The following is a 22,103-nucleotide window of genomic DNA, read 5'->3' as shown; positions in this document are numbered from 1 at the left end:
TAATCATGAAGTAGATAATATGTTTTTTAGCAAAAAAGATAATAATCTAGAAAGAAATGAGAAGCCGGCAGTTGGGATTTCTCATTATTCTTCCCTAGGCAAAAAGTTACTTTTCTCCTGGGAAACGAATGCCTGTAAAGTTAATCAACAACAATGTTTAACAGCGCCAAAGGTAAAAGCAGAAGAGATATTCTTCTGCTTTTAAATTTTAAATTTAATTTTAATAAGCCCAGCCTCACGTGCTGAATTATAAATAATTAATATCATTGGACCGATGAAAAATCCGAGTACTCCGAAAAGTTTTAAGCCTAGGTACATGGAAATAAGGGTCGCTAGAGGTGAAAGGCCAATATGTGTTCCCATAACCTTTGGTTCAATTGTTCTTCTAATTACTAAGAGTGTAATAGTTAAGATCCCGAGTTTTGCAGCAAGTGCTGCATCCCCAGTAATAACATGATATAGCGTCCATGGACCCATGATGATAATTGAACCAATTAAAGGAATGACATCGATAATCCAAATAATCAATGACATAATTAAAGCTATTTCAGGAGCGATAAATAATAAGCCAATTAATGAGACGGCAAAAATTATAATACTAACTAAAAATTGAGCTTTTATAAACCCCATAACAACATATGTTAGCCTTGAAGTCATGAAGGATACTTTTTCAGCGGTTTTATCAGTTAAATAAGAATATGTCTTCTTTTTTAAGCGTGGAAGCTCTAACATAAATAAAAATAAAGCAATTAAGTATACAATAAGGTTTACTAGATAATTTGGAATATTTGTAAATATAGTTTTGACATTTTCTATATTCACATAACTAGTTAGTTCAGTTCGTGTTTTTTGTAAAAAATTTGTGACTTGATCACTTACCTCATCCACAACAATTGGTGGTAGATCCTGAGTTGTTGTTGTTATTTCATCTTCGAAGCTTTCCCATACTTTAGTTATTTCATTTATATAAGAAGGTGCGTTATCAACGATCTGCACAACTTCGCCAATTACTTTTGTTGATAATATATAACCGCTTACTCCTATTAAAATAACAAATAATAGAAATACAATTAACACTGCCAAATGTCTATTTAATTTTGTTCTATGCTTAAGCAGTCTAATAACTGGTTCAAGAAAGAGGGCAGTAATAAATGCTACAATTAGTGGTACTGAAATTGGTAAAATAAAAAATACAATAGCTCCTATAATCACAATTGCAAGGATTATAAAAAGACTACGCCTGTTTAACAATGTGGTCAATATAGTGCCCCTCTCTATCTAAACTTAACTCTCTACATTATATTACTTAATTCATGAGAAAACAAAGAAAATTCATTGAAAAATTTGTGATTTATGAATAAAAAAGCAAAGGAATTTCTCCTTTGCTTTTAATGAACATATAAGATTTATTGTACTTTTTGTAATTCTTCAGAGACTTGTTTTAGAAGTCCTTTACTAGTGTTTAAAATAGCTGATGGGAAGTTCTCACCTTCACCATATTCAACACCGTGCGGGTAATAATGTTTTCCTAATAAAGGAGTCATTAGCTTAACTAATGCATGACGACCACCGATATCTCCTTCTACAGCATAAGCTTGAACACGTAAGTAGAAAATTTCTCCTTTTGCTTCAATTTTACGATCATAAGTCACACGCTCATAATCCCATTGCCCAGCTCTTACAAGTCCGGCATCTTCCATAATTTCGTCTAAACGAGAAAGATCGACTGTAAGACCTTCTAAACCAGTACCTTCTATTTTCATATGTAATGTCCCTCCTAAAGCCTTTTCACGAATTTTATTATAGCTTAAATCTCTTTGAAAGATAAAGTAAAACTTTCATTTTGTATACTAACGGTAAATTATATAAGCCTACTGTATAATAATAGTATGAAAAAGAATTAACATCAATGCCAAACATGTGATTGTATATAAGAAAATGATTATTTTGATAGATAATGACATCTTTACAATAGGTTAATTTTTGTCAAGTAGTAATATCTTGCCTATAATTATAAACAAAATACTAAACCATTGTTTTAGAAAAAGTTACTTAGGGTAATAATAGTAAAGAAACTGTTTTAAGTGAAATAGTTGCTAGAAAAGATAGAATTTAGTTAAGAACTCTATCATTGTTAAAAGTTTTAACACTCAAAACTCATATTTAACTAGAATATATAAGCTGATTTTTCATATAATGATAGTAGAGGTTGTAAGGAGGGGTTTGAAATTCGAATATTATTACGAGCAATCATTATTTTTATTATTATTTTTCTTAGTTATACATTATTTATGTATTTTGGACAATATACACCCAATGAACAACATCAAGAAGAAAATGTACAGATATCAAACGAAGAGTTATCAATTAAAGAAGATAACGTCGAAGAAAAACAAGTTACTTTACCAGAGGAAGGTATTATTTCTCTTATGAATAAATCTTCAGAGGAAATTACTGCATTAATGGGTGAGCCTGATCGGATTGATCCTTCTGCATATGATTATGATTGGTGGATATATGAACAAGATAGTCAACAATATATTCAAGTAGGAATTTTAAATCAAAAAGTTGTTTCTGTTTATGGAATTGGTAGTGAACTGAATGTAAAGCCTTTTACTATCGAACAATCTCTACAAGATATTTTTAATATACAACCAATAACATCAAGCTTAACACTCGATTATGAAGGAAATTCGTATCGTTTTGAATTTTCAGAAGAAGATATGAACACAAGACCTACGATACAACTAGGTGATGTTTATGTACAATTGTATATAGATAAATTTGATGGAGTATTATCAAGTGTCCGTGTAATGGATGCTGAAACCTTTGTTAAACAACGTTCTTATGAAGTAACTTATAGAGGGAATTTAATAGAACCAGAAGAAATAACCGAAGAAAAGTGGGACAAAATAGAAACTGGTTCTGAGAAACAGATTTTAGCCATAACAAATATGTTACGTTTAAGACATAATGCACAACCATTAAAATGGCATGATGAAACAGCAAATGTAGCATTTTCACATAGCCAAGATATGAAGGTTAATAATTACTTCTCACATGAATCACCTACTGAAGGATCTTTAGTAGACCGTCTTGCTCAATTAAACATAAAGTATGAAATGGCTGGGGAAAATATTGCAGCACAGTATGTAGATGGAATAGCTGCTTCAGAAGGCTGGTTAAATTCTAAAGGTCACCGGGAGACAATGTTAAATGATGATTTTACCCACTTAGGAATTGGTGTTGATGAATTATACTATACACAAAATTTCTTGAAAACATGGGAACCGTTAAAATAGAGTTAAGGTCTTACGTAGAAATTTTGTAAATAGATATCGTGCATCACTGTTAGTTGCCCTGTTTTAGGGGATTTATTTATCTACTTTAAGAATAAAAGAAAGATTAGACTTTATACAATGTATCCTTTATTTAAGAATAGTGAACAAAAGGTGAAGAAACTCAAAAAATGAGATCTTCACCTTTTTATATTTCTGAAGCAATGTTTCAATATGTCTTTCATTTAATCAATTAATTAACTTTTCGATAAGCCCGTCTTTCAGCATACTCGACACAAAGTGAGCAGATGAAAATTTTTTTGTTAAATTCATTATAATAGTTTCTTCCCAATTTACTTTTCCTTTTGCATAATTCACATTGTTTTTTGAAAAAATGTTTTTTCATATCACTCTTCCTAGCCTCGATTTATTATAAAAAAGCTTGCAGTACTATGTGCAATAAGCGTTCCATCGTCTCTAAAGACTTTTCCTTCTGTCACAATTGTTTTATTTCCTTTATGAATAAGGTTTGACTTACATGATAATTCTTTTCCAACACCTGGTGCTACATAGTTTATTTTAATTTCAGTTGTTACCGCAGCTTTATCTGGTGGTAGGATGTGGTGAGCTAACCCTCCCATTGCTGAATCTAGTAATGTAGCAGTAATTCCACCATGAACAATATTAAGCGCATTTTGAATAATTGGTGTATTCGGAATTCTAATCGAAAAAGATTCTTCGAGATATTCACCTTCTGCATGAAGAAGGGCACCAATATATGAGCTTATCTTATTATTTTGCTTCTTCTTTAGACCATTTAGCAGTAATGTAAGAACTTCTATTTCGTCTTGATTAGCTTCTTCTAAAATCTCATTTGTTGTTTGTAGTAATTCTGCCTTATTCATCCGCTTATCCAACTCCTTTATGTAGTGATATTTTACCAAAATTTTCTTGAGAGTAGCAATTAATTTTTGGGTTTGGAACAAGGAGTTACTTAGTTTAACCAAGCTGCTAGTTCAGAAGGGTCGGATTGAAAGAGGTTTAAATTGATTGTTTATAAATACAAAAAATGGGCGAACCAATTAGTGGAGTTTTTGATAGTATATCATAGGCAAATGTATTGACGAGGTGATATTAGATGACATCAAAAAAGAAATCGCATCCTTCTGTTCAGCAATTTAAAGAATTTGTTAAGAAGCATCCTAAACTTGTACAGGAAGTTCGTAAGGGTAATAAAGATTGGCAGGAAGTGTTTGAAGACTGGTACTTACTTGGTGAGAGTGATGTTGTGTGGAAGCAATATAGAGACGGAGAGCAGGAGCAAGAGGATGATAAAAAAGATAGTAAAGCTGACTTTATGTCGCAAATGCTGTCAGCAGTAAAGAAAATGGATATGAATACAGTTAATCATCATATTACAAATATGAGCAGCACAATTTCAACTATTCAAGGTCTATTCGATCAATTTGGAAGTTCGAAGGGATCCAATCAACAAGCGACAAACAATAGTCAGAATCATCCTTTCACGTTTAGAAAGGACTAACGCTCTTAATTCGAGGAAAATCTTATGTCAGATACGAAAATCAACTGCAAAGTTTAACAGAGCCTAGTAAAAAAGGCAGATGGTCGTGAAAGGTGAATAAACAACTCCTTTATTCCTGAGATATAAGCCATTTTAGGATAGAGGGCAAGAACGTCTCTATTCTAAAACTTTTTAAGTAATGAACATAGTTTTTTATTCAACATTAGATGTCAAAATTGGGGAGGGTGCTGATGAGAAAGGAAGTTCAAGAGTTTATACAAGCTAAAAGTGACCGAAAACAATTTATAAGAGAACAGCCTCATTGGTACAGGAAGCTATCTAGAAACCCTAATGACTTTGATACCTTGGAAATTGAAATGATGAACTACTACCAAAGAACCATTCCACATAAAGTCCAACAATTTACTAATTCAGTACAAATGGCTTCGATGATGGTAGCGATGTTTCAATCAATGAGACAACAGGATTGAAAATATTTCTTTAGCTAATAAAATTAGTTTCGGGTTTAGGGGTTAATCAAAGTAAGATATAATTTCACGCTTGATTTAACTTAAGCTCGAAACTATTTTTTGATGGCTCTTTTTTTGAAAAGTTGTAATTTGACCAATTAACCGAGAGAAAACAGCGTCATAAAAGGTTAAAACTAAGGATTCATGTTTTCGCTCTTCTCAGTAAACAATAAAAAAAGGAGGCGAAATAAAATGAAAAGGTTATTAACCATGTTTGTATTATTATTGAGTATTTTAGTCGGTTGTACAGAGGACAAGCCTAGACCAAAGGGAATAGTAGATCAAATTATTCCCGTTCAAGTTAATGAAATTTCAAATGATATTGTAGCTGTTGCAAGTCAAAGCCCGAAAGCAACATTTGATATTAATTACCATACAAGAGAACAAAACGTATATGTAGAATGTTTTATTCCTGGTTTACAACTTGAAAAAGGCGAGGGTCATCTGAATGTCACAGTAGATGGTCAAAAGACAAAGGAAATTTATACTGCTGCTTTTATTTTAAAAGGGTTAGAAAAGGGTGAGCACAATATTGTAGTTGAGGTTGTGCATAATGCTCAAAATGTGAAGGATTTGAAAAAGACATTAAATGTAAAGGTTCAGTAAAATAAAAATAAGAAAGTTCATCTAAACATTGGATTTTTCATTTTTTGTTATTCATGTTAAAATGAATAGCGGAGGTGCATACAGCCTATGTTTGCAACTATTGAGAGTATTCAATTATTAGATGAAGCTGAACAACTCGCGGATTTAGTCCTGAATTCCGAGATTGCAGATCAGTATCGTCGTAGTTACAATATATTAAAAAATGATAAAGAAGCTCAAGAGTTAATTTATAGATTTACGAAAATAAAAGATCTTTACGAAGATGTTCAACGATTTGGTAAATATCATCCTGATTATCGAAAGATTACAAAGGAGTTACGAGATACCAAAAGAGAACTTGATCTAAATGAGGTTATCTCTAGCTTTAAAAAATCTGAAAATGACTTGCAATCACTTTTGGATGAAATTAGTGTTGAATTAGGTCAAGCAGTATCGATCCATATTAAAGTACCAACAGGAAATCCTTTCTTTGAATCCAGCTGTGGTGGAGGCTGTGGTTCCGGTGGAGGTTGTGGCTGCAAAGTATCATAACTCTTATTATTAATATCTAATATAAGATGGATAAAACAAACCACAAATGATGGAAGAAAAGTTTTTCTCTTCTTTCCATTTGTGGTTTTGTAATATCTATAAAGCTCATAATTCAAATACATAACGAAAAATAGTAAGACAAATGAAAATATTTGCTAGACTTTTGTTTGATATTGATTCATGATGCTAATATAGGTATAGTGTTGTTTGTAAATTACTGAGAAAAAGAATCTACACCTTATAATAAGGAGAATTATTATGTTTGAAAAGCGGCAGGGAATTGTTGTGTGGGTACATTCATTAAAACAGTTAAAAATGCTAAGAAAATTTGGTAATGTCCATTATGTTTCAAAGCGTTTAAAATATGTTGTTCTTTATTGTGATATGAATGCAGTTGAGCAAACTGTACAGAAGCTCTGTACATATTCGTTTGTTAAACATGCAGAACCATCATATAAGCCTTATCTAAAATTGGAATTTGAATCTAAAATTGATAAGGCAAAAGAATACGATTACAAACTTGGATTATGAAAAGAAGGCAGATACTTAGCTTTGAAAACACAAAGTTATAGTATCTGCCTTTGTTGTGGAAAAACATATGCTAGCGCATCGGCGGAATGAAATGATTTAATCGCAAAATGCCAATTAAATATTGATGATATAATTCTTTTTCGTTGAACATTGTAGAAGGTTTAACATCAATGGCAATAATGTTTAATTGTAAGGAGGCAGCTAGCTCCTCAAATAGCTGATATCTTTTATTTGCTTTAATTGATGGATTTGGAATACCTTCTCTACATAAATAGAGAGCTTGAAAGTCTCCCATGGTTGTTGGTTGCATAACAACTACTATTGAAGTAAATGCTTTTTCTTCTAGTTTTGTATGTAATGCAATTAATCTTGATACTCTATGCTGATTTGCTTTCGCTGTTTCAATTAGTTCATAAATATCTGAATAACCTTCACCTAGCTCAATAAATCTTTGTATCATTCTTCATTCCCCCTGAGACTTTAATAAAACTGTTATTGTATCTTTGTTGCATATAGTTACTTTGACAAGTAATAAACCAAGTCTTACTATATCATGTTGCTTTAATTGATAATAGCTTGAATCATTCTATATAATGATAAAAAAACCCTACAGAAAATCCTGTAGGGTCCTTCAAAACCTTTTATAAAAATAAAAGGCTGAAGGCAAAGGGAGAGGAGAAACCGGAGGAAGAACTTATGGGGAAACGTAAGTCTTCTCCGCGGTTGGCAACAACATCAACGAATCGATGTTGTTACTCTCATTATCACCAAATGGCTTTTCTGTATACATAAATAGGAAAAATTTTTCTTGAAATATGTTTAGAAGGGAATTTATTGTAACAACTAGAATAGCTGTGGTAGGATAAAATTGAACTTTATTTAGTAGTTTAATTTTAAAAATCGTGCATTAATTATCCTTGATGCAAATTAACAAATAGAAATAGTGGTGAAAGATTTGAGAGTAGTAGCAGGGAATTTTAAGGGAAGACAATTAAAAGCTGTGCCAGGAGTAACAACGAGGCCTACAACAGATAAAGTTAAAGAAGCCATTTTTAATATGGTAGGTCCTTATTTTGAAGGTGGTACTGCATTAGATTTATTTGCTGGTAGTGGTGGTCTTGGAATAGAAGCTTTAAGTCGTGGAATTGGACATTGCATATTTGTTGACCGAGAAGCAAAGGCCATTCAAACAATACATAAAAATTTGGAGCTTTGTCGAGCTGAAAAATTATCAGAAGTTTATCGTAATGATGCTGAACGAGCTTTAAAACCAATCGTTAAAAGAGAAGTTCAGTTTTCTTTGATTTTTTTAGACCCACCGTACAAGCAACAAAAATTGAAAGCGCTTATAAATACAATTGGTGATAATAATCTTCTACATAAAGAAGGATATATCGTTACAGAGCATGGATCAGATGTTAAATTAGATATGGAAATTGGTCAATTTGTTCAATGTAAGCATGAAACATATGGAATGAGTTCAATAACCATATATAGACTAAAAAATTTTGAAGAGGAGGAGTAATGATGGGGAGTATATCGGTTTGTCCTGGAAGCTTTGATCCAATTACCTTTGGACATTTAGATATCATTAAAAGAGGGGCAAAGGTATTTGATCAAGTGTATATTTGTGTGCTGAACAACTCTTCGAAAAAGCCTTTATTTACAGTTGAAGAACGATGTGAATTAATCAGAGAAGTGACCCATAATATACCGAATGTGTTTGTTGAATCTTACCAAGGCTTACTAATTGATTATGCTCGTGATAAACAAGCACAAGCAATTTTAAGAGGCTTAAGAGCTGTTTCAGATTTTGAGTATGAAATGCAAATCACATCCATGAACCGTGTGCTGGATGATAATATTGAAACTCTTTTTATGATGACTAATAATCAATATTCTTTTTTGAGTTCTAGCATTGTTAAAGAAGTTGCTAAATATAAAGGAGATATTTCTGATCTGGTACCGTCAGTCGTTGAAAAGGCTCTAAAAAATAAATTTAATAATGAAATGAATTAGGAAAAACAAAAAAGCCTTATTATTAGGCTTTTTTGTTTTTTGATTGTTAGTTAATCATTGTATTTTTTTAGGATTCATATCCACTAAAGGTATTCAACTAGGTGTCACAGAGTATGTGAAAATAATCCATGCTAATCCTGTTATTACAATGGCTTAGAAAAGACACTGCGTCTACCATACAAGAATACATACAGCATTAGTGATGATAACGTAATTAGCGGACCAATTTGGATAACAGACTCCCAATAGTTTCTTGCCCACTCTGGACTATGCAACATCAGCATGACAGGCAAATCACTTGTGTTGTATGCTTGAATATTTACATATAGAGGATTGAAGAGCAAGTAAGCAATAAATGATGAGTAGACTCCTTGAAGGATTCTTGCAAAAAAGAATGGTTTAAACCGTATATCTGTATCTGCTAATATACTTGCAACCTGAGCCTGTATAGATAACCCGCCAAATGCCAAAATAAAACTTGCAATCATTACTTTATCTACCAACTTTACATTAGTTTCACTAACTAACTGATTTCCAAGAGTGATTTCGAAAATCCCTGTTATTAGTGGAACACTCAGTTCAGTTGCTAAATGAAAGAGAGCTAAGATACCGGAAATAATAAAGGCAATCATCTCTGTAACATGAATTATAGAAAGAATTTTATTAAAAACAGAGAATAATATAATAAATCCGCCAATCATTAAGAGAGTTTGAATTGACGAAATAACAGCATCTCCAAGCATTTTGCCGAGAGGACGACCTTCTTGTATTCGTGTTGTATGTAACTCCCTAAACGCGGTCATGATCGAAGAAAGAAAGGTAACCTTCTTTGAATCATGTAATGTTTCACTAGATCCACCATAAAATCTCATCGTTATTCCTACACACAAATTCCCCAAATAATGGGCAGATGCCAAAAGGATTCCTAAAGCTGGATTGTTAAAAAATCCAACTGCAACTGCTCCGAAGATAAATAACGGATTTGAAGAACTAGTAAATGATACAAGTCGTTCTGCTTGTATTGCTGTAAGGTGGTTTTCTTGCCTTAGCCTTGCTGTAAGCTTTGCGCCAGCAGGATTTCCAGATGCCATTCCCATTGCCCATACGAAGCCACCAACACCAGGGACACGAAAGATAGGACGCATTAGTGGTTCTAATAAAACGCCTAAAAATTTCACAACCCCAAAACCTATGAGTAATTCTGAAACAATAAAAAATGGTAGAAGTGATGGGAAAACAACTTCCCACCAAATTTCTAATCCTCTAGTTGAGGCATCAAGTGATTCTTTAGGATTTAAAATGATGGAAATTGTAAGACCACTAATAAAAATAGCTAAGAATATGGTTTTGAATTTTGAAAGACTCAAAATGTGACGCCTCCTAAATCACGGTCATAATAATTTACAGATTATAAATATAATCTTCTGAATGTGAATTTACTAAAATAAGCACACCCAGAGCATGAACGACTATACTGATAAAGCTTTAATCAGCTTTATCAAATATACTTGTACAATCCTCATTAGTTCAATATACGTGAATAGGTACACTTTTTAGACCATAAGAATGACGTATAGAATAATTATCTGATTTGAAATTTACCTTTATCTAGATTTATAAGGAAATAAAATGAAAATATTGGATAAGCATTATATATTACACATACATTTTTATGTGGAGCTCTTTGCTAAGATTGCTAATTGAATAAATTATCTGGTATGAGTTTTATTATTAACGATTTCAAAGAAAGAAAAGAAGTGAATAGGCTTTATATCAAGCTGTTTGCTTCAGCTTATGTAAAGAGATAAAGTAAGCGAAAAAAGGAGGGATTCTCTTTGAAAAAGGAACCTAAAATTGGTTTAGCTCTTGGTTCTGGTGGAGCAAGGGGATTTGCTCATTTAGGAGTACTAAAAGTTTTAAAAGAAGAAGGAATTCCAATAGACTTAATTGCAGGAAGTAGTATGGGGGCTCTTGTAGGAACCTTTTATGCATCAGGTTTAAGCATTGAAAGAATGAACCAATTTGCGTTAGCATTTAAAAGAAAATACTACTTAGATTATACAATTCCTAAAATGGGATTTATTTCAGGTAATCGTGTAAAAGAACTGATTCGTTTATTTACACATCATAAAACATTTGATCAATTAGACATTCCTGTTGCTGTTATAGCAACTGATTTATATGATGGGAAAAAAGTAGTTTTTAAAGAAGGATCTGTTGCAGATGCTGTTCGAGCAAGTATTGCTATACCTGGAATCTTTGTTCCGGAAAAAATTAATGGTAGACTGTTAGTGGATGGAGGAGTAGTTGACAGAGTACCTGTTTCAGTTGTGAAAGAAATGGGGGCAGATATTGTCGTTGCTGTTGATGTATCACATGTAAAGAAAAATGAAGATATAACGTCTATTTTTGATGTTATTTTACAAAGTTTAGACATTATGCAGGATGAACTTGTACATCACCGGGAAATTGCTTCAGATGTCATGATTCGTCCACATGTAGAGCAATATAGTTCTAGGGCGTTTAAAAATACGAAGGAAATTATTGATATTGGTGAAAAGGAAGCAAGGTTACAGGTTGATAAAATACATAACCTTATCGAGAAATGGAAGGAGAACAACTCTGATGAAGGGTAGAACTATTTTTAGAACGAGCCTTTTTTTAGCAATTATTATTCTCATTACAACATTTATCAAACTTCCTTATTATATTACACAGCCAGGGATGGCTTCAGAATTACAACCGATAATAGAGGTGGAGAATGGATTTGATAAGGAAGAAGGTAGTTTTTCTTTAACAACTGTAAGGTTTGGTAGAGCAAACCCCCTAACATATGTCTGGGCAAAATTAAATGACTATCATTACCTTCACCCTCTTGAGGAGATTAGGCGTGAAGATGAAACTGATAAAGAATATATTAATCGCCAATTACACATGATGGAAGTTTCTCAAGAATCTGCGATTGCCGTTGCTTATAAAAAAGCAAATAAAAAGGTTGATTTTACATTCAATGGAATCTATGTAGACGGTGTTGTAGAAGATATGCCTGCTTATGATGTATTAAATGTGGGAGATCGAATATATTCAGTTGATCAAATTGAATTTCAAACAGCAGAGGAATTTATTGAGTATGTGAGTAAAAAGAATGAAGGTGATGAGGTGCTCATAAATTATGAAAGAGATGGAGAGCAAAAGGAAGCAAAGATTAAGCTAGCGGCGTTCAAAGAACAGCCAAGTAAAGTAGGGATAGGTATAGGGCTAGTTACTGATCGGGAAATTGATGTTGACCCTACAATTACCTTAAAAACCGAAGAAATTGGAGGTCCATCAGCAGGTTTAATGATGTCATTGGAGATTTATAATCAACTTATTGAAGAAGATATAACAAAAGGATATAAAATTGCTGGTACAGGCACAATTAATGCAGAGGGTGAAGTTGGTCCAATAGGAGGGATCTCACAAAAAATAGTTGCTGCTGATCATGATGATGTTGATATATTTTTTGCACCAAATGAACAAAACAATTCTACATCAGATTATCAAGAAGCCCTCAAGACAGCAGAAGATATTAATACAAATATGAAAATCATTCCAGTCGATGAGTTTGACGATGCATTGAATTATTTAATGAAAATAGAGGTTAAGAATTAAAACATCATGAAAATTAGCTTCAATCAAAGATCTTTAAATAAAAATGCCTGGATTAATCACCTAATCCAGGCATTTTTTGATCTCTCTATTCAGATAGCAAGTTGGTATCATATTAATTATTGAAAAATCCCTACTAAATTGCTTAATTATTTCCTAACAATTCTAATTGGAGGAGAAGTATATTCATCTTGCAGTCGTAATGAACGATTTGGTTCCTGAAATACCATGTTATATGTGTATGATGCTTTTATATCAATGTCAAGAAACGGATGTTGAAAAGAAGATACCTTAGAGATAAGAGGTATTGGAACGTCCTTTTTGATTGAATTTAAATATTTTTGGCCTTTCTCTGTCATTCCTAATAATCTTATGTATGGAGATAATTCGGTTATATCTTTCATTTGCTGTTTTGTTGTGTTTGTTAATATGTGGGTACATACTCTTTGAAGTCTTGTCCATGTGTATCTTTTTGATTTTAATTTTTCAATAAATTCATGAAAGCTAGTCGATTGGATAATAAACTTAAGTATTCGGTTTTCTAACCCTTCTTCAACCTCGTAAATTGACTGGATTTCTTCTTTACGCATTGTCAAAATTGAGTACTTTAAGTAATGAAAATAATTTTCCCAATTATGGAGGAGAGTGTTTTCAGCTTTATATTTGTTTATTCTTTCTAATGTTTCAGGTGGTACATAATTACTAATATTCACCTCCTCACTGTCGCTTGAGAACAAGGTTTTCCGAATACTTGTTGCACTAGCAATTGTAGGACTTGTAATAGTTTCATCATGATATCCGGCTGATGATCGTTTAATTGTATATGGTTTAATTTTGGACTTTTGTTTATAAATGGCACTCACATAATGAAATCCTAAAATATTATTTGGAAGAGAAAGATCTAGTATTTCTTGATCTCCCGCTAATTCTTGAAAAGCAAGGGTTAATGCTTTAGGATAACTCACTCCAGTTTGAACGTGCTTTTTTATTAGTTCATCATACTCTAATTGGCGCTTCAATAAAAATTGAGTTGTTTGAAGAAACGGATTAATTTCACCTGATTCACTACCAAAACAAAGACTGTCACAATGTAATGCTTCTAATATTGAAACTGCACCGTTTGCAAAGGTTTCTGCTTTCTGTGTTGCAAACACATACGGAAGCTCGATAACCAAATCAACACCATTTAGTAAAGCCATTTCAGTACGCTTCCATTTAGAGATGATCGATGGTTCACCCCTTTGAAGAAAATTCCCACTCATTACAGCAATAACAACATTAGCATTTGTTTTTTTTACTGATTCTTTTAAATGGTATAAGTGCCCATTATGAAATGGATTATATTCTACAATCAATCCGAGAACATTCATGTTATCACCAACAATTCATATTTTTTCTATTTGAACATTTGTGTTTAAAGTGTGGTATCTTTATAAATCAAACATGTCTATTTACTGATCCCACTTCAAACCTAATTCTATTATAGATTAAGAAGTGTTATGGATAAACCTCTTTACTTATTCCATTGTTTTCTGTATAGTGTTCTAACGGAACGGCAAAATATATGGTGTAAATACTGGTGTTAATTTTGCATTATAGAAATTATCATGTATACTAACACTGTAAAGAAAAAATATTGACAAATTATTTTGCGAAGGCTATAATTACCTTTGTTGCCTTGAGGTGATACACGTTGAAATGGACAATTAGTCAACTACATCAATTGCAAAGCAAGGGATTGAAGATTGATGAAGAAGTTAATGTAAGTGACCTTGTCACAAGTCATAAAGACATACGTGATATAAGTCCGGTAAATGTTATTGGTAGAGCAGATCTTAGCTCAACTAAAGCAACATTTCACTTAACAATAACTGGTTCAATGGTTCTTCCTTGTTCTCGAACGTTAGTGGATGTTAAATATCCATTTTCAATTGATACAACAGAAACATTTTTATTAAAACCAGCAGATTATGATACGGAAGATGATTTTCATCTAGTTGATGGTGATGTTTTGGATTTAACCCCAATAATAAAAGAAATCATTATATTAGAAATTCCGATACAAGTTTTCTGTGATGATGACAAAGTAGAAGGAGCTGCTCCACAATCAGGTAAAGACTGGGAAGTGATTTCTGAGGAAGCTCAGAATAACAAGGTTGATCCTCGATTAGCTGGACTGGCAAAATTCTTCGAAAATGAAGAAAGCTAATGATATTTTAGCTAATATCTTACAATGAACCGATTTATTCGGATTCATCTATGTAATGCTCTTTAAGGAGGTGGGAATAATGGCTGTACCTTTTAGAAGAACTTCTAAAACAAGAAAAAGACTACGTCGTACTCATTTTAAATTACAAGTACCTGGTATGGTAGAATGCCCAAGCTGCGGTGAAAGCAAACTTGCTCACCGTGTATGTAAAGCATGTGGAACATACAAAGGAAAAGACGTTGTAAGCAAATAATATGTTTGCCATTAAAAACGTGAGAATCTATTGATTCTCACGTTTTTATATTTACAAGATATTTTTGAACTATATAAGATAAGATTATTCAAAATTGTAAGTAGAACAAGTTAATAACTTAGTTTTGATATAAAAGCTTTGCGAATTGTCGAGTTTTTTAGTAACTTGAAGGAAATAGCATGATATGGAGTCTTGTGATACCTGTTCCTAATAGAAGGAACCTTATATGTACTAAACACTGAAAAAGAATGGTACTTGAGATTCGTATTAAACTTTTTCCATGTAAAAAAACAACTTTATGAGGGAAGTCCTTATTAAATGAAAGAAAGGAAGAAGAAACATGCAACAAAAAATAGTCATGAGTGAACCTATGTTAGGGGTTATAGAATTAAGATTAAATCGTCCTGATAAATATAATGCAATTGATTTTGAGTGTATGGATCAACTTAAGTTAAGTTTTGAGGCTATTAAAGATAGAAAAGATTTGAAAGCGCTTATTATAACGGGGGAAGGAGACAAAGCTTTTTGTTCAGGTGGAGATATAAAGGTGTTTCATGCGTTGAAAACACAAAAAGAAGCCTATCAAATGCTTTCGAAAATGGGAGATATATTGTATGAATTAATGACTTTTCCTGTACCAACTTATGCTTTATTAAATGGGGTTGCTTTAGGAGGTGGCTGTGAAATAGCAACAGCTTGTGATTTTAGATTAGCTAAACAAGGTGTTTCTGTTGGATTCATTCAAGGGCAATTAGCGATTACCACAGGTTGGGGTGGAGCAACAATGCTTTTGGAAAAATTACGGTATGATCAGGCAATGTCTCTCTTGTATTCTGCAGACAAGATATTAGTTGAAGAAGCAGAATCACTAGGCTTTATTAACAAAGTTTTCTCTTCTGAGGATGACTTTTACCCTGTTACTTACAAATTTATAGAAAACTCATTAGTTACCGACCCAAATGTAATAAGAGCATATAAATCAATTAAAGTAAATCAATGGAAACAAACCGGATTACATAATCGGATGATGTCTGAGATATATAACTGTTCAGTGTTATGGGAGTTAGATGAACATCATCAAGCTGTTGCAAATTTTATGAGCAGAAAAAAGGAATGAACATAGAGTTTAAGGTTATTTGATAATTAGGCCCTGATAAAGCTTAATATTGAATTTTAATAACCTGTTGATTGTGTTGATTGGACATGGATGGATATACAAGCATTCTAGCTTAAAGAAGGAGTCAAATGGCTATCTCACAGGAGTTCAACTAACAAGTAAACTCTTAGCCCTTTAGGATAAGAGGGCCATGTTTTTTTCCTAAGAAAGTAAAGCCTTTTATTATAGAAAGTTTTTGATAAATAGCAATTTGTGGTTTTGTATATTTTTATAAGTAATAGAGTGTAATTAGTCTATCTTTTCTAGTAGTTGCATATGTATTAATTAAAAGTGACTATTGGAGGTATTAAGATGACTACTACACGACAAGATGCATGGACACATGATGAAGATTTACTATTAGCTGAAGTGGTGCTGAGACATATACGTGAAGGAGCAACACAACTTGCTGCATTTGAAGAAGTAGGTAGAAAATTATCTCGAACTGCAGCAGCATGTGGGTTTAGATGGAATTCACATGTTCGTAAACAATATAAAACTGGTATTGAAGTTGCAAAAAAGCAAAGAAAAGAGTTAAGAACATATACTTCAGATATTGAGCAATCCACTGTTGAACAAGATCAAAATAATGAAGAAAAAGAAGTGGTTGAAGTTCCAAATGAGAAATCCGTCAATCAAAACCAAAGTCAAAGTTCAAATACAATAAAAGAACTTATTACATTTCTTAAACAGTATGAAGAAGCACCTGCGGTAAATGAAATTCAAGCAGAAAATCAAAGGTTAACAACTGAGAATATGGAACTGAAAGAGATTATTAAAAAACTTAAGCAAGAGAAAACTACATTATCAAACAATTTACAAGTAATAGAAGCGGATTATCATGCTTTAATTGAAGTGATGGATAAAGTTAGAAAAATGGTTATTCTACAAGAGGATGAGAGAAATCGAAAAGTGAAGTTTCAAATGGATAAAAATGGTGTATTAGAAAGAGTTGAAAAGTAAGATGAAAGTACTGTTTCAAAGAGTAATAATTTTAGAAACAACAAAAAAGTAGTGGGATTTTATCCACTACTTTTTTTGTTGCTTCTGTTTATAAGATGATTGATGAAGTATAAAAACTGCACTTTAGTTTTAAAGTCTAAGCTCCAGGCCGGCTTGCACTTTTCCTTATGTTTATTGTTCAGAGACTCCAGCTGGATACCACACTAAAGGATTTTCACCTTTATCTCTTTCCATATCATATTTCACAGGTTCAAAATCCATTTTTGACCAAAAGTCACCTGATTTTACACGTGGGTTAGTTTTAATAGGTAATTGAAAGGTTTTAGCATAATCAACAAGTGCTTTCCCATAACCTTTTCCTTGGTAATTAGGCAAAACTTCAAGCTTCCAAAGCTCTAAAAAGTCTTGTTGTGGATTGAAATATTGATCAAATTTCTTGTCAACTCGGTAAAGACTCATCCTAGCGACAAGTTTGTCTCCATAGTAAACTCCATAGAATGGTGAATCACTGTCATTTTCGATGATATTTGACTGTAAGTCTTCTAGCATCGAAAGTTCTTGAATGCCATACTCTCTAAATTTCTTAAATTCTTCTAATGTTTTATAATTGACTAATAGCCTTTCAACTTTTAACATAGTCATTTCCTCCTAGCTGTATATAATAAATAATTAATTATATCGAAGTAAATTTTTATTTAATTCATAACATTATTACATTACAATTATTATAACATGTGGAAAGTGAATATTGTTACATATTTAGTTACCGTTTTCATTTGCTCTCTTACTTGGTATACCCAGTTATATTAAAGAGAGAAGGACGAATTTATAGTGCTCATAACGTAACTTTGATATGATCATTTATAGATGATTAAATGATGATGTGTAGAACAATTTACGAGTGGGTGAAATAAGTGGAAGTTGGTATAATTGGAGCAGGCTCGTTAGGATTATTATATAGTTATTATCTTTCAATTAATCAATCAGTAACTCTTTATACAAACAAAGCTGTCCAAGCAACTCTTATCAATGAAAAGGGAATTACTGTTCAAAGAGATAATAACTTATTTCATACGAATCTGAATGCTAATGATTCTAGAGAATATAAAGAGCAATTTTTAATTATTACTGTTAAACAGTATCAGTTAGAAGAAATTATTGAAAAGTTAAAAGATCAACCTGCAAAAACAATCTTGTTTCTTCAAAATGGTATGGGGCATATTCGGTTCATGCCAGAAATAGAACATCATCAAATTCTCTTTGGTGTTTCAGAACATGGAGCTTTAAAATTGGATGAATCAACTGTAAGGCACACTGGAATAGGCTTGACTAAAATGGCGTTTTATAATAAGCAGAAAATAGATTCAGAAATAACGAATTCACTTATAAATAACGAGCATTCGATATTTATGTTTAAATTATTTTCAGAATGGGAGCCAATTTTAAAAGAAAAGTTAGTTGTGAACGCGACAATTAATCCTTTAACCACAGTGTTAAAAGCTAAAAACGGTGAATTGGCTTCCAATCCCTATTTTAAAAAGCTATTATATGAATTGTTTCTTGAGGTTATCGATGTATTAAATGAAAGCGATGTAGATGAACTTTGGTTACACGTAGTAAAGATTTGTGAAAATACTGCTGGTAATGTTTCTTCAATGTATAAGGACGTAAAAGAAGGAAGGTCAACAGAGATTGATTCCATACTGGGTTATTTAATTGATCATGCTGATGGAAAAAACATTCCATATATCAGATTCTTGTATTACGCAGTAAAAGGAATTGAGAATGAGGTTAACAAAGGGGGGGATTAGATGGATATTTTTGAATGGTTTGTTTCATTAGCTGTTACTCTACCTTTATTGAGCTTAATTGCCATTTATTTTCTTTTACGTTATATCGCAGGTAATAAAAAGAAAACAATTCTTTGGACAGCTGACATAACAACTATTATCTTTATTACATCTGTTCATTTTCATCTTATAGCTATTTTTGAAAAATCTTTTATTCTTCACATAGTATTAGTGTTAGTTGGATTGATCGTCCTTTTCTACTACGTTGATTATAAAAAAACGAAAATGCCATCAATAGTTACAGCCTCAAAAAAAGTGTGGAGGCTTTCATTTTTAGTGTTTTTTGTCAGCTATCTTTTTTTAACCCTATATGGTGTAGTTGATGGAATCATACAAAATACATTACCATTATAAAATGTTCCTATAGGCAAAGTTTTTTTGTTTCTTTACCATTAATGCTATACTCAAAATTGATAGATATAGATATCATGATAAATAATACATAATACAACTAAACTGTTACTTTGGATTGTGGACAAAAAACGTGTTTATATACAGTAAGGTAAAGCAATAAGATGTTTTTTATTGATTCAAAACCTTAAAAAGCGTAGTGCTTGAAATGGAGTTATTGTATCTAACATAAATCAAGATAGGCTGTTTTCGTAATCTTTGTTGTCTTTAGAATCATGAAGGAACAACTATGTATACAATCTAGTGGCATCCTTTCTTCTAAAAATTGCACCTTTTAAGCGATAACAAACTAATTACAATAGATAATGACGTCTCTTAGCAACAAGCTTTCAGAAAAGAGCCTTAAGAAATATATCTTTGTCAACAGCCGGAACAAATTTTAGATTTAATCTAGAAAGGAAGTTTCTAAATGGAGATTGTTGAACTCTCCCTACGCTCATCAAATCAATTTATGAATGATTTGATGGACAATAAAATAGAGGATGGAACATATTTTGACTATGATATCCATTCTGAAGAACTATTTAATAGAAGAGCACTGGATCTAAAAAATCGCTCCTTTCAGCGTGATACTTTAAGCTCATATTTATTTGAATATACTAACAGGTGTTTTCCTGGGTATCATAAAACATTGAATAATATAGAGAGATTAAAGGATCCAGATAGTGTTGTTGTAATTGGTGGTCAACAAGCAGGATTACTTACAGGTCCCTTATATACAATACATAAAATAATTTCAATTATTGTCTTAGCAAGAGAACAAGAGGCAAAATTAGGTTTACCTGTTATACCAGTATTTTGGATTGCTGGCGAGGATCATGACTTTGCTGAAATCAATCATCTATTTGTTAACAAAAACGGTGTGCCTAAAAAGCATACAATAAAGGATTCTCCATTAAAAAAACAATCTGTTTCACAATTACCTCTAAACCAGAAAAAAACAGTAGAGTGGATCGAGGAAATTTTTGAAGCTTATGGTGAAACTGATTTCACGAATCAATTAATTCAACAATTAAAAGTAGATATAAGTGAGTCCGATACATATGTTCATTTTTTTGAAAAAGTGATTATGAATTTATTTCGAGATGAAGGACTGGTTCTAATTAACTCAGGAGACCCGGAGCTAAGAAATTTGGAGAAAGCTTGCTTCAGGTTAATATTAGAACAAAATCAATCTATTTATGCTGCAGTTGTTGACCAACAACAAAAAATGATCAGCCATAACTATTCGCCAATCATTGACTTAGGTGAAAATAGTGTGAATTTATTTTATCACCATGATGGAGAGAGATTTCTTATAGAACGGGCTATAAACGGAGAATTTATTATACCTGATATCAATATTCATTTTTCATATGCAGAATTAATGGATCTTATTGAAACAACCCCTGAAAAATTCAGTAATAATGTAGTAACGAGGCCATTAATGCAGGAATTCTTATTCCCGACACTTGCTTTTATTGCAGGTCCAGGGGAAGTAACATATTGGGCTGAGTTAAAGAAAGTCTTCTCAGTAATGGAAATGAAAATGCCACCAGTAATGCCAAGGCTACAAATTACTTTATTGGAAAGATCTATTGAAAGAAATTTAATTGAAACGAGCGTATTGCTCGAGGATCTACTTCATAATGGAATTGAAGCTGCAATGAAATCGTATTTAGATTCGGTAACACCTGTTGATATGAAAAAAATAGTTGATGAAGCAAAAAAAGAAATTTCTTCAATACACTCAAGTCTGATAAATGCTGCAGTGGAAATAGATCCTAGTCTAGATCCTATGTTGCAAAAAAATGGGGCTTTTATCCAAGATCATCTTGATTTTCTTTTGAAAAGTGTGGAAAAACGCCAAAAACAAAAGCATCAGGTTCAACTTTCTAAATATAAATCAATGGAATTGTCACTTGTCCCAAATTTACATCCGCAAGAAAGAATTTGGAATATTTACTACTATATAAACAAATTCGGACCGGAATTTGTAAGAGATTTGCTAAACTTGTCATATTCTTTTAATCAAAAGCATAAAATTGTCAAATTATAAATGAAATTTTTTTGAAAATCCTGTTATTACAGGGTTTTTTTTTTGTGAAAAGAAATGTAGAATAAGAAGTGGAGATAAGTGGGGGGAAGTGGTGAGTTAAGGGAAGAAAGTGGGGGCAATGAGCATGTTCATGGGAGAATATCAACACACCATCGATTTAAAAGGCAGAATGATTGTCCCATCTAAATTTAGAGAAGGTTTAGGTGAAGCCTTCGTACTAACAAGAGGATTAGATCAATGCTTATTTGGTTACCCGATGAGTGAGTGGAAAACAATTGAGGAAAAGCTTAAAGCTCTCCCATTAACAAAAAAAGATGCACGTGCCTTTACCCGTTTTTTCTTTTCTGGCGCGACTGAGTGTGAGTTAGATAAACAAGGTCGTGTTAATATTGCTACACCACTTTTGCAATATGCAAAACTAGAAAAAGAATGTGTTGTAATCGGCGTTTCAAATCGAATTGAACTATGGAGTAAGCCTATTTGGGAAAAATATGTTGCTGAACAAGAAGATTCTTTTGAAGAGATTGCAGAAAATATGATTGATTTTGATATATAATC

General features: G+C 32.3%; 26 protein-coding genes. 19 read left to right on the top strand and 7 right to left on the bottom strand.

The features are described 5' to 3' along the window. The first annotated feature begins 19 nt into the window (after nt 1-19). Entirely contained in the window at nt 20-205 is a 186-nt protein-coding gene (locus JOC75_RS06915) for a hypothetical protein (RefSeq protein WP_204953286.1), read from the top strand. Here the strand turns inward: JOC75_RS06915 and ytvI are convergent. Together ytvI and JOC75_RS06905 are read right to left on the bottom strand one after the other, a co-directional pair. After that, a complete protein-coding gene (gene ytvI, locus JOC75_RS06910) occupies nt 202-1,260 on the bottom strand; it encodes a sporulation integral membrane protein YtvI (protein ID WP_204953285.1) in 1,059 nt (352 codons plus the stop codon). The two genes, JOC75_RS06915 and ytvI, sit on opposite strands and share 4 nt — an antisense overlap. 146 nt (nt 1,261-1,406) lie before the next feature. Next, complete coding sequence (locus JOC75_RS06905) at nt 1,407-1,763, bottom strand: YugN family protein (protein ID WP_204953284.1); 357 nt, start codon at nt 1,761-1,763, stop codon at nt 1,407-1,409. Between the two features lie 465 nt (nt 1,764-2,228). Between JOC75_RS06905 and JOC75_RS06900 the strand changes: the two genes are divergently transcribed. Next, entirely contained in the window at nt 2,229-3,302 is a 1,074-nt protein-coding gene (locus tag JOC75_RS06900; RefSeq protein WP_204953540.1) for a CAP-associated domain-containing protein, read from the top strand. A gap of 392 nt (nt 3,303-3,694) precedes the next feature. On the opposite strand, the gene JOC75_RS06895 is transcribed toward JOC75_RS06900, so the two are convergent. After that, nucleotides 3,695-4,183: a PaaI family thioesterase gene (locus tag JOC75_RS06895; RefSeq protein WP_204953283.1), complete on the bottom strand. Its 489-nt coding sequence runs from the start codon at nt 4,181-4,183 to the stop codon at nt 3,695-3,697. A 233-nt stretch (nt 4,184-4,416) separates the two neighbouring features. Here JOC75_RS06895 and ylbD point away from each other — a divergent pair, with 233 nt between their 5' ends. From ylbD to JOC75_RS06870, 5 genes are all read left to right on the top strand, one after another. Then, nucleotides 4,417-4,821: a YlbD family protein gene (gene ylbD, locus JOC75_RS06890; RefSeq protein ID WP_204953282.1), complete on the top strand. Its 405-nt coding sequence runs from the start codon at nt 4,417-4,419 to the stop codon at nt 4,819-4,821. 230 nt (nt 4,822-5,051) lie between these two features. Further along, the gene (locus JOC75_RS06885; protein WP_204953281.1) at nt 5,052-5,291 is read left to right on the top strand and encodes a YlbE-like family protein; all 240 of its coding nucleotides are present in this window, start codon (nt 5,052-5,054) and stop codon (nt 5,289-5,291) included. Nucleotides 5,292-5,522: 231 nt separating this feature from the next. Then, a complete protein-coding gene (locus JOC75_RS06880; protein ID WP_204953280.1) occupies nt 5,523-5,936 on the top strand; it encodes a hypothetical protein in 414 nt (137 codons plus the stop codon). An 87-nt stretch (nt 5,937-6,023) separates the two neighbouring features. Further along, nucleotides 6,024-6,467, top strand: coding sequence for a YlbF/YmcA family competence regulator (locus tag JOC75_RS06875; protein WP_204953279.1), 444 nt, complete (start codon nt 6,024-6,026; stop codon nt 6,465-6,467). 258 nt (nt 6,468-6,725) lie between these two features. Further along, on the top strand, nt 6,726-6,998 hold the full coding sequence (locus tag JOC75_RS06870) for a YlbG family protein (RefSeq protein WP_204953278.1): 273 nt from the start codon (nt 6,726-6,728) through the stop codon (nt 6,996-6,998). Nucleotides 6,999-7,068: 70 nt separating this feature from the next. Here JOC75_RS06870 and JOC75_RS06865 read toward each other — a convergent pair whose 3' ends face one another. Further along, on the bottom strand, nt 7,069-7,458 hold the full coding sequence (locus tag JOC75_RS06865; RefSeq protein ID WP_204953277.1) for a DUF7147 family protein: 390 nt from the start codon (nt 7,456-7,458) through the stop codon (nt 7,069-7,071). Nucleotides 7,459-7,953: 495 nt separating this feature from the next. Here JOC75_RS06865 and rsmD point away from each other — a divergent pair, with 495 nt between their 5' ends. Both rsmD and coaD read left to right on the top strand, forming a co-directional pair. Next, nucleotides 7,954-8,523, top strand: coding sequence for a 16S rRNA (guanine(966)-N(2))-methyltransferase RsmD (gene rsmD / locus JOC75_RS06860; RefSeq protein WP_204953276.1), 570 nt, complete (start codon nt 7,954-7,956; stop codon nt 8,521-8,523). Between the two features lie 2 nt (nt 8,524-8,525). Further along, nucleotides 8,526-9,017: a pantetheine-phosphate adenylyltransferase gene (coaD, locus tag JOC75_RS06855; RefSeq protein ID WP_204953275.1), complete on the top strand. Its 492-nt coding sequence runs from the start codon at nt 8,526-8,528 to the stop codon at nt 9,015-9,017. Between the two features lie 143 nt (nt 9,018-9,160). Here coaD and ylbJ read toward each other — a convergent pair whose 3' ends face one another. Beyond that, nucleotides 9,161-10,384, bottom strand: a complete 1,224-nt coding sequence (ylbJ, locus tag JOC75_RS06850; protein WP_204953274.1) for a sporulation integral membrane protein YlbJ — start codon at nt 10,382-10,384, stop codon at nt 9,161-9,163. A 468-nt stretch (nt 10,385-10,852) separates the two neighbouring features. Between ylbJ and JOC75_RS06845 the strand changes: the two genes are divergently transcribed. Together JOC75_RS06845 and JOC75_RS06840 are read left to right on the top strand one after the other, a co-directional pair. Then, nucleotides 10,853-11,653, top strand: a complete 801-nt coding sequence (locus JOC75_RS06845) for a patatin-like phospholipase family protein (RefSeq protein WP_204953273.1) — start codon at nt 10,853-10,855, stop codon at nt 11,651-11,653. Then, entirely contained in the window at nt 11,643-12,668 is a 1,026-nt protein-coding gene (locus JOC75_RS06840; RefSeq protein WP_204953272.1) for a SepM family pheromone-processing serine protease, read from the top strand. The genes JOC75_RS06845 and JOC75_RS06840 overlap by 11 nt, the downstream gene beginning before the upstream one ends. 146 nt (nt 12,669-12,814) lie before the next feature. Here JOC75_RS06840 and JOC75_RS06835 read toward each other — a convergent pair whose 3' ends face one another. Continuing rightward, nucleotides 12,815-14,035: a nucleotidyltransferase gene (locus tag JOC75_RS06835; protein ID WP_204953271.1), complete on the bottom strand. Its 1,221-nt coding sequence runs from the start codon at nt 14,033-14,035 to the stop codon at nt 12,815-12,817. A 323-nt stretch (nt 14,036-14,358) separates the two neighbouring features. Here JOC75_RS06835 and JOC75_RS06830 point away from each other — a divergent pair, with 323 nt between their 5' ends. From JOC75_RS06830 to JOC75_RS06815, 4 genes are all read left to right on the top strand, one after another. Continuing rightward, nucleotides 14,359-14,874 (top strand): YceD family protein, encoded by a 516-nt coding sequence (locus tag JOC75_RS06830; protein WP_204953270.1) that lies wholly within the window; start codon nt 14,359-14,361, stop codon nt 14,872-14,874. A 79-nt stretch (nt 14,875-14,953) separates the two neighbouring features. Next, nucleotides 14,954-15,127: a 50S ribosomal protein L32 gene (gene rpmF / locus JOC75_RS06825; RefSeq protein ID WP_102229597.1), complete on the top strand. Its 174-nt coding sequence runs from the start codon at nt 14,954-14,956 to the stop codon at nt 15,125-15,127. 340 nt (nt 15,128-15,467) lie between these two features. Continuing rightward, nucleotides 15,468-16,244 (top strand): enoyl-CoA hydratase/isomerase family protein, encoded by a 777-nt coding sequence (locus tag JOC75_RS06820; protein WP_239589303.1) that lies wholly within the window; start codon nt 15,468-15,470, stop codon nt 16,242-16,244. 351 nt (nt 16,245-16,595) lie between these two features. Next, nucleotides 16,596-17,246, top strand: coding sequence for an RsfA family transcriptional regulator (locus tag JOC75_RS06815; protein WP_204953269.1), 651 nt, complete (start codon nt 16,596-16,598; stop codon nt 17,244-17,246). 171 nt (nt 17,247-17,417) lie between these two features. Here JOC75_RS06815 and JOC75_RS06810 read toward each other — a convergent pair whose 3' ends face one another. Beyond that, complete coding sequence (locus tag JOC75_RS06810) at nt 17,418-17,882, bottom strand: N-acetyltransferase (protein ID WP_204953268.1); 465 nt, start codon at nt 17,880-17,882, stop codon at nt 17,418-17,420. 278 nt (nt 17,883-18,160) lie between these two features. Between JOC75_RS06810 and JOC75_RS06805 the strand changes: the two genes are divergently transcribed. From JOC75_RS06805 to mraZ, 4 genes are all read left to right on the top strand, one after another. Then, complete coding sequence (locus JOC75_RS06805; protein WP_204953267.1) at nt 18,161-19,057, top strand: 2-dehydropantoate 2-reductase; 897 nt, start codon at nt 18,161-18,163, stop codon at nt 19,055-19,057. Continuing rightward, nucleotides 19,058-19,450, top strand: a complete 393-nt coding sequence (locus JOC75_RS06800; RefSeq protein WP_204953266.1) for a DUF3397 domain-containing protein — start codon at nt 19,058-19,060, stop codon at nt 19,448-19,450. Between the two features lie 466 nt (nt 19,451-19,916). Beyond that, nucleotides 19,917-21,545 carry a bacillithiol biosynthesis cysteine-adding enzyme BshC gene (gene bshC / locus JOC75_RS06795; RefSeq protein ID WP_204953265.1) on the top strand — a complete coding sequence of 543 codons (1,629 nt, stop codon included), beginning with the start codon at nt 19,917-19,919 and terminating at the stop codon, nt 21,543-21,545. 124 nt (nt 21,546-21,669) lie between these two features. Next, nucleotides 21,670-22,101: a division/cell wall cluster transcriptional repressor MraZ gene (gene mraZ / locus JOC75_RS06790; protein ID WP_146946804.1), complete on the top strand. Its 432-nt coding sequence runs from the start codon at nt 21,670-21,672 to the stop codon at nt 22,099-22,101. Nucleotides 22,102-22,103 lie beyond the last annotated feature (2 nt).

It is taken from the genome of Metabacillus crassostreae (assembly GCF_016908395.1).
In the GTDB taxonomy this organism is placed as follows: Bacteria; Bacillota; Bacilli; order Bacillales; family Bacillaceae; genus Metabacillus; species Metabacillus crassostreae.
This window is presented reverse-complemented; position numbering and strand designations above follow the sequence as displayed.

Bases quoted from the DNA above. Each gene is read 5' to 3' on its own strand.
- JOC75_RS06820 (WP_239589303.1), top strand. From the start codon at position 15,468: ATGCAACAAAAAATAGTCATGAGTGAACCTATGTTAGGGGTTATAGAA.
- coaD (WP_204953275.1), top strand. From the start codon at position 8,526: ATGGGGAGTATATCGGTTTGTCCTGGAAGCTTTGATCCAATTACCTTT.
- mraZ (WP_146946804.1), top strand. From the start codon at position 21,670: ATGTTCATGGGAGAATATCAACACACCATCGATTTAAAAGGCAGAATG.
- JOC75_RS06880 (WP_204953280.1), top strand. From the start codon at position 5,523: ATGAAAAGGTTATTAACCATGTTTGTATTATTATTGAGTATTTTAGTC.
- JOC75_RS06800 (WP_204953266.1), top strand. From the start codon at position 19,058: ATGGATATTTTTGAATGGTTTGTTTCATTAGCTGTTACTCTACCTTTA.
- JOC75_RS06810 (WP_204953268.1), bottom strand. From the start codon at position 17,882: ATGTTAAAAGTTGAAAGGCTATTAGTCAATTATAAAACATTAGAAGAA.
- JOC75_RS06885 (WP_204953281.1), top strand. From the start codon at position 5,052: ATGAGAAAGGAAGTTCAAGAGTTTATACAAGCTAAAAGTGACCGAAAA.
- bshC (WP_204953265.1), top strand. From the start codon at position 19,917: ATGGAGATTGTTGAACTCTCCCTACGCTCATCAAATCAATTTATGAAT.
- JOC75_RS06875 (WP_204953279.1), top strand. From the start codon at position 6,024: ATGTTTGCAACTATTGAGAGTATTCAATTATTAGATGAAGCTGAACAA.
- JOC75_RS06895 (WP_204953283.1), bottom strand. From the start codon at position 4,183: ATGAATAAGGCAGAATTACTACAAACAACAAATGAGATTTTAGAAGAA.
- JOC75_RS06905 (WP_204953284.1), bottom strand. From the start codon at position 1,763: ATGAAAATAGAAGGTACTGGTTTAGAAGGTCTTACAGTCGATCTTTCT.
- JOC75_RS06915 (WP_204953286.1), top strand. From the start codon at position 20: ATGTTTTTTAGCAAAAAAGATAATAATCTAGAAAGAAATGAGAAGCCG.
- JOC75_RS06840 (WP_204953272.1), top strand. From the start codon at position 11,643: ATGAAGGGTAGAACTATTTTTAGAACGAGCCTTTTTTTAGCAATTATT.
- JOC75_RS06865 (WP_204953277.1), bottom strand. From the start codon at position 7,458: ATGATACAAAGATTTATTGAGCTAGGTGAAGGTTATTCAGATATTTAT.
- ylbD (WP_204953282.1), top strand. From the start codon at position 4,417: ATGACATCAAAAAAGAAATCGCATCCTTCTGTTCAGCAATTTAAAGAA.
- JOC75_RS06815 (WP_204953269.1), top strand. From the start codon at position 16,596: ATGACTACTACACGACAAGATGCATGGACACATGATGAAGATTTACTA.
- JOC75_RS06835 (WP_204953271.1), bottom strand. From the start codon at position 14,035: ATGAATGTTCTCGGATTGATTGTAGAATATAATCCATTTCATAATGGG.
- JOC75_RS06870 (WP_204953278.1), top strand. From the start codon at position 6,726: ATGTTTGAAAAGCGGCAGGGAATTGTTGTGTGGGTACATTCATTAAAA.
- rpmF (WP_102229597.1), top strand. From the start codon at position 14,954: ATGGCTGTACCTTTTAGAAGAACTTCTAAAACAAGAAAAAGACTACGT.